This window comes from Bullifex sp., assembly GCF_034103065.1.
Lineage (GTDB): Bacteria > Spirochaetota > Spirochaetia > Sphaerochaetales > Sphaerochaetaceae > Bullifex.
The window spans coordinates 1-10,163 of the sequence record NZ_JAXEGN010000025.1 but is presented as its reverse complement, the minus strand read 5'-3'; the positions used below and the strand labels follow the sequence as shown (position 1 = coordinate 10,163).

General features: G+C 32.5%; 10 protein-coding genes. 9 read left to right on the top strand and 1 reads right to left on the bottom strand.

What is annotated here, in order from left to right:
• Positions 1-218 precede the first annotated feature (218 nt).
• A complete protein-coding gene (locus SOY52_RS00970; protein ID WP_320847115.1) occupies positions 219-1,748 on the top strand; it encodes a hypothetical protein in 1,530 nt (509 codons plus the stop codon).
• On the opposite strand, the gene rlmN is transcribed toward SOY52_RS00970, so the two are convergent.
• Positions 1,738-2,751: a 23S rRNA (adenine(2503)-C(2))-methyltransferase RlmN gene (rlmN, locus tag SOY52_RS00965; RefSeq protein WP_320847114.1), complete on the bottom strand. Its 1,014-nt coding sequence runs from the start codon at positions 2,749-2,751 to the stop codon at positions 1,738-1,740. The genes SOY52_RS00970 and rlmN overlap by 11 nt on opposite strands.
• A gap of 191 nt (positions 2,752-2,942) precedes the next feature.
• On the opposite strand from rlmN, the gene SOY52_RS00960 reads away from it, so the two are divergent.
• The 8 genes from SOY52_RS00960 to SOY52_RS00930 form a co-directional block, all read left to right on the top strand.
• Complete coding sequence (locus SOY52_RS00960) at positions 2,943-3,380, top strand: hypothetical protein (protein WP_320847113.1); 438 nt, start codon at positions 2,943-2,945, stop codon at positions 3,378-3,380.
• A gap of 234 nt (positions 3,381-3,614) precedes the next feature.
• Complete coding sequence (locus SOY52_RS00955; protein WP_320847112.1) at positions 3,615-4,853, top strand: hypothetical protein; 1,239 nt, start codon at positions 3,615-3,617, stop codon at positions 4,851-4,853.
• A gap of 8 nt (positions 4,854-4,861) precedes the next feature.
• The gene (locus SOY52_RS00950; protein WP_320847111.1) at positions 4,862-6,061 is read left to right on the top strand and encodes a hypothetical protein; all 1,200 of its coding nucleotides are present in this window, start codon (positions 4,862-4,864) and stop codon (positions 6,059-6,061) included.
• Positions 6,062-6,064: 3 nt separating this feature from the next.
• On the top strand, positions 6,065-6,733 hold the full coding sequence (locus tag SOY52_RS00945) for a hypothetical protein (RefSeq protein WP_320847110.1): 669 nt from the start codon (positions 6,065-6,067) through the stop codon (positions 6,731-6,733).
• Positions 6,734-6,735: 2 nt separating this feature from the next.
• A complete protein-coding gene (locus SOY52_RS00940; RefSeq protein WP_320847109.1) occupies positions 6,736-7,347 on the top strand; it encodes a hypothetical protein in 612 nt (203 codons plus the stop codon).
• Positions 7,348-7,500: 153 nt separating this feature from the next.
• On the top strand, positions 7,501-7,824 hold the full coding sequence (locus tag SOY52_RS00935) for a hypothetical protein (RefSeq protein WP_320847108.1): 324 nt from the start codon (positions 7,501-7,503) through the stop codon (positions 7,822-7,824).
• 273 nt (positions 7,825-8,097) lie between these two features.
• Positions 8,098-8,292: an RloB domain-containing protein gene (locus tag SOY52_RS11135; RefSeq protein ID WP_414429574.1), complete on the top strand. Its 195-nt coding sequence runs from the start codon at positions 8,098-8,100 to the stop codon at positions 8,290-8,292.
• Positions 8,293-8,499: 207 nt separating this feature from the next.
• Positions 8,500-10,163, top strand: a 1,664-nt coding sequence (locus SOY52_RS00930) for a hypothetical protein (protein ID WP_320847107.1), incomplete at its 3' end; no start/stop codon positions are given.

Below are 10,163 nucleotides of genomic sequence, written 5' to 3'. Positions count from 1 at the left end.
CTACAAGAATGGTATTCTTCTTATCACAATTCCTAAGTCTGAAAAGGCTATTGCTAAGAGAATTGAAGTTAAGATTAACAAATAAATGCATGGATAATGCTTCACACACAAGAGGACAGCTTAAAAACTGTCCTTTTTTGTATAAAGACACAATAACTACAAAATTCATTTGTTGTCACCTTGCATATCTTTGTATAATATCTAAATGAGGTATATTGATGAGTGGTAATAAAAAGAAAGTTGCAATAATATCCCTTGCAGTGTTTACAGTATTTGCTGTGGCAGCAATTGCTGCAATAATTTACTTAAATGTAAAAATTAATAAAGATGAAGCTCCAACAACTGTTGCAGAGGTTGTAAAAACAGTTGAGACTCCTACTCCTTTAAAAAGTGAAGTAAAGACTCCTGAGCAACCTAAAGACGTGACAGTTAGTAAACCAGTTGTTGAAACACCTGCTCCAGTAAAGCAGGAGGAAGTTAAACCTGCAGAAGTAAAAGAAGAGGAAAAACCAATATCTGCTTCTTTAAAACTAAATGATGAAGATATATCTGGAATTTTCTGGAGTGACCATGCAGAACTTACACTTGCATCCTTAGTTAGTGATGAAGATCTTACAGCTATTTTCAATATGCTAGATGGTGTTAGCTTTAGCAGAATTGGAAAGACTTTAAAGCTTAACTATGAAAAACGTGATGATGTTTCAAACCTAGTATTAGAACTTCAAAATGCTATTGACCAAAATAAAAAGGACCCAAACTTTGAAGACTTTAAGTTTGTTCAAAAACTCGATATCTATGGCTATGAGTGTGTTGTAACATCAACAGATGGAATGACAACAATTACATATCCATCTGATATTGTCCCTGTTGATTTTCTTTTATATGTTGCAGCTCAAGTTGCTGATGCTTACCCAGAAGAGTGTAGTTTTGTTACCTTTGCTCTTGATAAAGACCTTATCATCTTAAGTTATCCAATTGAATTTACAGAATTTGATACTTGGCTTTATTTAGATGTTTTAGCAGCTGATATCCCTATCTTTGCCTCATGGCTTTACGATGGAACTTATGAAGTAAAAGCTGATATTAAAGAAGAAGTAGTCGTAAGTGAACCTGTTGTAGAAAGTGTAGTAGAAACAAAAGATGTTGAACCTGTAGTAATTCCATTTACACCTGAAACAGAGCTTCCAAAGGCTCCAGAATTAACTGTTACAGAAGTAAAGAGTGTTAATGAAATAGAGATCGATAAAGAAGTTGAAGTTGTTAAAGCACCTGTTGATTTAACAATGAAGCTTTCAATAGGTTATGCATTAAATGGCTCTAATCCACTTATGCATGGTGTTAACCTTGCTGCTGGATTAGACATTGAGAATATCTTTGTATTAAATCCAAGAGTATCACTTGGCTTAGGTTTAGAAGGTGGACTAAATTTCTATGCTATTGATATTTCCAAAGGAAGCTTTAAGAAAAATGCTTATGCTGACTTAACCTTAAACTTAAAGTATATCGTTGATGACCACTTCTCAATAACAGGCTTTGCAGGTGGACGCTTATTTGTAAATAAAGCTTCTACTAAAGCAGGATTATTTACAGTTGATAACTTCAACGTCCACTTAGGCGCTGTTGCTGGTGTAGATTTAAGATATAAGTTTAATAAAACAACAGGCTTTGGCCTTGATGTTAGATACGCATTTATTCCTGAACTTTCAAATAGAGCAGAAGCTAAAGCTTATATTAGCTTTACCTTCTAGTTGAAGTTGCAAGTTGACCACACGCTCCGCTGATACTTCTACCTTTAGTCATGCGGAGAGTGTAGGAAACATTTAAGCTATCAAGCTCACGAGTAAAAGCTCTTATCTCGCTTTCTGTTGGTGACTCGTATTCAAGTTCATCGATAGGGTTCCATGGGATAAGATTAACAACACACATTAATCCTTTAGTAAACTGAGAGAGCTCTTTAGCGCTCTCTTTTGTTGTATTAACACCACTGAGCATGCAATATTCAAGAGTAATTCTCTTACCCATAGTGTGCTGGAAAGAAATAAGTGCTTTCTTAAGCTCCGGAAGAGGATAGCTTCTATTTACCTTCATAATATTTGAACGTAGTTCGTTATTAGCACTAACAAGTGATACTGCCAAGCGAATTCCAAGATTAAGCTCTGTAAGTTTATTAATTCCAGGAACTAATCCTGAGGTACTAATAGTCATCCTACGCATTGAAATGTTATAACCTTCACTTCTATGAAACTCAGAAATAGCACTCATTAATGGTCCAAAGTTATGTAGTGGTTCTCCCATTCCCATAAATACTATGTGAGTAATGTCCTCTGCAAGAGTTCTAAGGTGTACCATTTGCTCAACAATTTCAAAGTCTTCTAAATTTCTAACAAGTCCCATTGTACCTGTTTTACAAAAGGAGCAACCCATAGCACATCCAACTTGTGATGAAATACAAGCAGTCTTTCTGTTATCCCCATCTGTGAGCATTACACATTCAATTAATGATTCATCATAGAGTTCAATTAATAGTTTTGTTGCGCTATCAGCTTTTTGAACTTTTACAATTTTTGATGAAATAGCTTTAGGAAAGTGTTCTTTTAAATCATCCCTAACTTTTTTAGGAATGTTAGTCATTTTATCGTAATCTGTAACACCTTTAATTAACCATGAATAAATTTGTTTAGCTTGATAACTCTTTTCAAGCTTTAAAATCTTCTCTAATTCAGCTGGACTCTTTGCATATAGACTTTTCATGGTCAATATTATAGCAATGTTAAATATAGTTTTGAAGATAGTAATAGTATGTCATAAGTTGACTTTTATTTTAAAAAAGTCAATTATTATGACAGATGTGTATTATTTATGTAACTTTTTAGTAGTTTTATTGTTGTCAGTTTGAACAACTATAATTAACTTTAAAATTACTATTTTAATAGGAGAAAGAAATGAAAAAAAGAATCGTTTTAGTAGCACTTCTTGTTCTTTGCCTCGTAGCTCCAGTATTTGCAGCTAACTCTTACAATGGCGTAACAAAGAAGGGTTCAGTAGGTGTAGGTCTTAACCTTGGTACTAACACTGGTGTTGGTCTTCGCTTTGGTATGGGTGAATTTGATGTTCTCGCAAACGTTGGTTTAAACAACTTCAAGTTTAATCCATTTACACTTTCAGCTGACGCTGCTGCTTCTTACAACGTTTACACAATCGACGGTGGTAGAAACTGCAAGTTCCCAATCACAGTAGGTGCTGGTGTAAGCACAGCAATGACTTTTGCTGATGGTTTTGGTTTAGACCTTTCAGTTCTCGTACCAGTTGGAATTGAGTACACATTCTCTGAAGTTCCTATAACATTATACCTTCGCTTAGCTCCAGGAGTAACTCTCTAACAGGCTACAAAGCTTAATATTGGCTTTGGTTTTGCTGGTTACATCGGTGCTCTCTGGAACTTCTAATAGATTCGAGAATAAGAATACAAGGACGCTGCGAAGCGTCCTTGTTTGCATATATAGGAAAAGAATAAAAAAGAATTTAATTTATTACAGTTAAATGAAATATTATCACTTTTGACTATTTATATACATTATAGTATTATATTAAGATAAGAAGAAATGAGGAGATTTGTGAAAAAGATATTAATAACGGCATTGCTAATAGTGCTGTTTAGTGCAGTCTGTTTTGCCGATTCGTTAACTTTTGATACATATATTGATAGCGTAAGTGGTGGCCAAAATGGCTTTGGCTTAGGCTTATTTCCTCTTGGAACAAGCTTTTCCTATGTAAACTATGTTCCTTTATTAAATGATAATTTTCCTCAAACAAAATTTAATATTTCTATGGAATTTGGATACTCTTCTACTTCCCTTGCTGAATACTACACCTATGATAAAGGTATTCCATATTGGTCGATGACCGTAGCAGAAAGAAATAGAGACTATAGTGATAAATACCTTAGTGGAGAATACTTTAATCCTAAAACAAATATTTATCTTTATGTACAACAGGGCTTTGGAACTAACCCTGTATCGGGAACAGGAAGCTTAGTTGATTTAAGACTTAGCTGGAATACAAGGTATTCAATGGCTCTTGAAGGTAATCCTTTTATTTCAAGTGTTGACTCACTACTATTTGTAAACCCTGATGGAAGTCCAAAGGCTCCATTTGGACCAAATAGTTCGATTCATAGTATGCCTTGGTTACAAGGTAATAGAATGGCATTAAATAATAATATTGGCATTTCTTCCTACTGGCATTTTGATAAGTGGACTGGTACCGATGCTTATGATGGCTTATATGGTGAGTTATCATTTGAATATGGACCAGCTTGGCTTGGTAATACTCTTTCTCCAAAGAGTGTGCAATCAAATTATAATAAAACATATGTATACTTAGAAGAGAAGTTAACACTATTTTCTAATAAACAGGATGATGGAAAGAACTGGACTACAATGTATATAGGCCATAGTAATAGTTTTTCACACGTTGGTGGTAATGTAGTTCCAGAAAATAAAATCCCAGGCGATAGGCTTAGAAATACACTAACAGACTCTATTTGGTTGCACTTTGCAGGACCTCAGTTTATAGCTGGTGATTGCTATTCCTTTATTGAGATAGGAATATCTAATAAGGTTTATTGGGGTAATGTTGTAAACGAACTTATTAACCAAACTAAAGCAATTGAGCTCATTAGTGATATATATGGATTATTCCATTTAAGACTCTTTGGCTTTATTCGTTTTGAGTACTCCTTTGGATACTCATTTATTAGAGGTATTAGTGCTTCTGATCCTAAAGACATGTCTAATATGGCAGCTCCTGGATGGTGGCAAAACGCAGAACTTAGGTTCTACGTTTCAGTATGAGGTAAGATATGAAAAAGATAATAGTAATTACATTCTTATTACTAACATTTGCTTTACCTCTATTTTCAATAGGCTTTGGCTACCATGTCTTAGAGATGCGAAGTGAACCGGAATTTGCCAAGGGCGTATTCCCTTCCTCTGTAAAATACCAATTCAACTTTCCAGTTCCAGATTTTGTTAATGGAAATATCACAGAGCTTACATTTAGACTTGATAATGGCCTTGCATATCGTTCATTAAATCAAGATCCTAAGAGTGGAAAGCACTATGAACAATATCCTGACTTACTTACTCAAGCTGGTTTTTCATTAAATCAAGCAAGAGATTATAGTGTACAGTTTGATGAATTTTCACTGCATTTTTCACAAGGATTTTTCAAAACTCCTCTTTCTGATAAAGACCTATTAAGATTTGAATTTTCTTTTGGTGGAAGATTTGAAAATGCCTTTGAAAGACTCTTTTTTATGTACAATGAGAATAATACATCTGGAGTTTTTTTCAAAAGCTTTGGTGAAGAACGCTTTAGTGATAACATCTTTAATGCATATCCTGAGTTAAAAAATGATGGCTCGAACTTGCGTTCTTTCTTCTCAACATTTATTAACTTTAACTTTGATATTAACCTCCTAAAGGATGAAGTAACTAGAAAAAGTGGTGTAAAACTTTCTGTTGATTATCGATTATCGCCAAAAACACTATTAATGAATGATGGAACTGCAGACTTTAGTAAGCTTTCATTATCTATAGAAGGTGCTCATACAATAGGTTCTTGCAACTATAAAAATCGTCCAGAGTTATCATGGTTAAGTTCTACAATGGGATTTAATTTTACATATCGATATATCGAAGGAACAAGTGTTCCTTCCTATGTAATGCAAGATAAGATATTTGGACTTACTATTCCAAATACTCAGCATATTGCTTATGGAAGAATATATTTAACAATCTTTGGACCTCAACTTGGTGCAAAGGACTTATATCCATTTATTACAGTTTTTAACGATGCTGCAATTTCCTATGGAAGTGTTATAAATTCTACTGTTGGTGAAAGCTTAAAGCAGGTAATGATGAGTTTTGGTGTTAAGGCAGAGTTTGTATTATATAGCATTGCTAATATCTATTATGAGATAGGGTATGTATATAACGGAGTTTTTGACCAAAAGCCTCATAAAGTTCAAGCTAAATTTGGTCTTACTGTAGGAGTTTAAGATATGAAAAGAGTATTAATAATGCTACTACTTTTAATAACTGCTATGACAACAATAGCTGCTTCTTCTATGTATCTTAAAGCTTCCTATGATTTTTCCTATGATAGTAATGTCTTTTCAAGCCCTCTTCCAAAGTTTGCAGATTCAGTTTGGTTAAATAATAAAGTTGAAGATCCTTTTTATAAGAGAACTAATAATGGTTTATCTTTAACATTAGATGTTTTTAAAACTCCTACTTCTCGAACTGGTTTTTCAGTTAATACAAAACTAGGTTTTGCAAATAAGAGTATAAACTACGTACCAGTTGGTGACTTTAATTCTGATAGCTGGAGTTATGAAAGAAGAGATGTACTAGAAGAAACTAGATGTAAAGTATTTATGTCTATTGGTCCAATTTTTAGAGCAAGAGTAGGTAAGTTTGACTTAGGAGCTGCAGTAAGAGGCTCAATTGGTAGTGATGATAGATTTACAGAGACTATTGTAGTAGGTGTACAGGTTGAACCATATTTAAATTATTTTATTTCAAATAGTTTATTTATAAATGCTGGTGTATACTATGATTCACATATTATGTGTTTCTACATAAGTGATTTAAAAAAATGGTTTAAAGAAGATTATGCTGCAATATCTATTGGAGCCTTTATTGGAGTCGGAATAAAGATTGGAGAGTAGAGATGAAAAAAATATTGTGTTTACTGCTTTGTATGCTTACTCTAGTTACATTAAGTGCTTCTGCTGAGTTTTGGGGCGGTTTATCAATATCATCAGGTAGAAACTATTTTTCATCAGCTTTAAAAGAATCATTACAGTTAAATCCAATATATAAAGATACATTTATGGTTAATACCATTGGGCCATACTTTGATGCAGTATTCTTTCCTTCCTCTAAAGTAAGAGCTGGAGTAGTTGGATCTGCAGGGGCAGATTTCACTATTTCAAGAAATAGTGAAGGATATTTTTCAAGACACTTTGATAACAGCCTTGATTTTAGCTTAGGACTTGCATATTACCAGTTACTTAATAATGATACTTGGGGTTTCTTTATTGATAGCAGATATTTTTCAAAAAAATATAACTATGCAACAAACAATGAGAAAAACAATAAACTTGAACAATTTGAATACACCAGATGTGATGAATCAGGGGTAAATACAAGTATAGGTTTCTTAGCTAAACTAAGAAATAGATACTTCAAAATGGGCTTTAAGTTTGCTCTTCCACTTACTTCAGGATTCTTTGATGGCTGGAGATTAGATATCTTTGCTGGTGGTGGGGTTTGTTTCTAAATTGGATGTAAAATCAGTATTTTTTAAATTTTTTACAATAATTTAGTTTTTACATTGAGTTTTCCTATATATCATAATAGCCTTCTATTTACCAATAGAGAGAGAAGGATATGCTAATTCAATTTCAGTCGAGAATTCAGGGCTGTTCTATCAATGGAAGCAGCTACAGATAAAGTTTATATAAATAATGGTATTGAAAGTGAAGAAGGAAGATTTTTAAAAAGTGCAATGATATTTGGAGCAAATGCTTTAGGAAAATTAAACCTTTTCAATGCAATAACAACAGCATTAATTACAATAAGAAATTCTGTATATAGACAACCTGGAATGATGGTTGGTAATATTATCCCATATATTTTTGATGTAGAGACGAAAAATAAACCTTCTTCCTTTGAATTTGTATTTATTTATAAAGATAAAAAATTTGTGTATGGATTTTCTGCAACTAAAATGAATGTGATAGCAGAATATTTATAATTCAACAAAAGCTTCAACAATTTTTCAACGCCAAGAAGAAGAGTATTACTTTCCTGAGATTTTGAAGTCTAAGATGAAAGCAATAGTTCTTCAAAACTATATTCTCTTGACGACTTCTCTGTTAGATCATCTTTTACTAAGTTGAGGGATTATTATCTTGATGGTATATTTTATGCCATTCCAAAAATTAACAGTGGAGTAAACAGTAATGGCTAAACAATCTTTTAAACCATAAAACCAGGATATAAAAATAAGGTAAGAAATTCTAAAACCATGGAAACTAAACCTTATGATTGTATTCATCTTGTTATTTCAAATCCTTGTTTTGAGATATGGTATTTGCTCCACAAACGTTATTCTACTAAAAAATATGATGAATCTGAACAAGTGATATCCGAGTTAAAGAATTATAGGGGTGGGAGAATTATTCAAAATCAGATAATGATACCTATGAAAAAACAATACTAGATGTTGATAAAGCAATTAAAAATGCTAAAAGATTGGAGAAAGAACATATCGGTTGTGGATTATTACCACAAACTGTTTAATTTATGCCTAGTTCTGAAGTTTACAAAATAGTTGAGTTATTATTATTTGGTCCAGATATTCAAAAACATTAAAATATGGATTTTCTTATTTATATTAACAATAAGAAAACCATGCTACAATGAATTCGTGAAACCTATATCTAAGATTTGCTTTATTGTATTTTTTATTGTGTGCTGTTGTTCTGCAATTTTTGCAGATTCTTTAGAAACATTTCAATTATCTCATCCAGTTTATGATGAAGTTGAAGCATTATATGTTATGGAAGGTAAATCATCTCCTATGGGAGCAAAGCCTTGGACTCATGAAGATGTTAGAAGATTATTAGAAAATGTAATTCCATCTACTAATGGTGCAAGAGACCTTTGGACTCATATAAATAACTATTTAAATAGTGATGATGGATTTATTTTTAATGCAGTTCTAGAACCACAATTAATGATTCATTCTAATGAAAGCTTTAAAGGAAATAAAGAAATTATTAGCAGTAAAAAGCTTGATAGACAGTTTGCTGTACTTGGTTTTGGATATAATTATAAGGACAACTTATCTCTATATATGGATGCATCCATTGGAGTAGCACCTTCAGATGTACATACTGTCGACCCTTCAACCTTAAAGTCAAATAATGAAGTAAGTAAGAGATTATCTTCTATCTGGGGAACTAATATACCATTTCTGCCTGATGGCTTTAATATTATGAATTTTCCTAATAATGCCTATTTGGCTGTAGGAAATAGAGCTTTTAGAGCTATTTCTGGAAGAGGTCAAGTAGAGTGGGGAAATGGCACATTAGGAAACATGATTATTGGAAATACACTTCCATATCATGATTATTTTTCTTTAACTTTTACAGGTAGTGATAAGTTTTCTTATCAATTGCTTTCAAGCTTTTTTTCACACTCAATTAATAAAGAAAATAGTACTAATGATAGAAAACCTCTAAATGGATTAAGATTTTTCTTAGGACATAGATTTGAATTTACATTGCTTCAAGGAAAACTATTATTAGCTCTTAATGATACAATGATGTATCAATCAAAAGATAATTACCTAGATTTAAGAATTCTAAATCCAATGTTCTTCTTACATAATGCTTATATGGCTGGTAATTCAAACTCTCTCGCATCTTTAGAAATAGAATATTCTCCAATAAAGAATTTATCATTATATGCACAATTTGCCCTTGATGATTATGCAGTCTTTGGAGAACCTAAACCAGGAGAAGCAGGGGCTTCTGCTGATGGCCTAGCAGCAATGCTAGGTGTTAGAGCTTTCATTCCTGTTTCATCGTCCTCTTATAGTTATGGAGTTGCTGAATTCGTTTATACTTCACCTTTTATGTATCATCGAGCTATGGAACATGAAGATATATATATAAGAGAATTATATTTTGTATCTTCTACTAGATATATGACAGGTTCTCAGAGTTTCTTAGAACGTTATTTATCCTTTCCATTTGGTTCAGATGCTTTAGCTGGTATTTTAAAATTCGGTTACAAGAAGTTAGATGTATTTGATATTTCAACAAGTATATTCTTAATGGCTCATGGAGTAATAGATGAATTTAGTACTATTACACAATATCATGGAGGTGAGCAAATAACTAATACACCAAGTACTACTAACCCATTTGCACCAACTGAAAGTAAAGGTGGTAAAGCTGAGTATACTGTTATTCCAAGTATTAATCTTTCTTATTATATAAAACCTTGGTTACCTTTAAATATTGGTGTCGACTTGATTTGTATTTGGAATAAAGAAAACTATAGTGCTCCTGTTGTGTATGATTT

Bases quoted from the DNA above. Each gene is read 5' to 3' on its own strand.
- rlmN (WP_320847114.1), bottom strand. From the start codon at position 2,751: ATGAAAAGTCTATATGCAAAGAGTCCAGCTGAATTAGAGAAGATTTTA.
- SOY52_RS00945 (WP_320847110.1), top strand. From the start codon at position 6,065: ATGAAAAGAGTATTAATAATGCTACTACTTTTAATAACTGCTATGACA.
- SOY52_RS00935 (WP_320847108.1), top strand. From the start codon at position 7,501: ATGGAAGCAGCTACAGATAAAGTTTATATAAATAATGGTATTGAAAGT.
- SOY52_RS00940 (WP_320847109.1), top strand. From the start codon at position 6,736: ATGAAAAAAATATTGTGTTTACTGCTTTGTATGCTTACTCTAGTTACA.
- SOY52_RS00960 (WP_320847113.1), top strand. From the start codon at position 2,943: ATGAAAAAAAGAATCGTTTTAGTAGCACTTCTTGTTCTTTGCCTCGTA.
- SOY52_RS00970 (WP_320847115.1), top strand. From the start codon at position 219: ATGAGTGGTAATAAAAAGAAAGTTGCAATAATATCCCTTGCAGTGTTT.
- SOY52_RS00950 (WP_320847111.1), top strand. From the start codon at position 4,862: ATGAAAAAGATAATAGTAATTACATTCTTATTACTAACATTTGCTTTA.
- SOY52_RS11135 (WP_414429574.1), top strand. From the start codon at position 8,098: ATGGAAACTAAACCTTATGATTGTATTCATCTTGTTATTTCAAATCCT.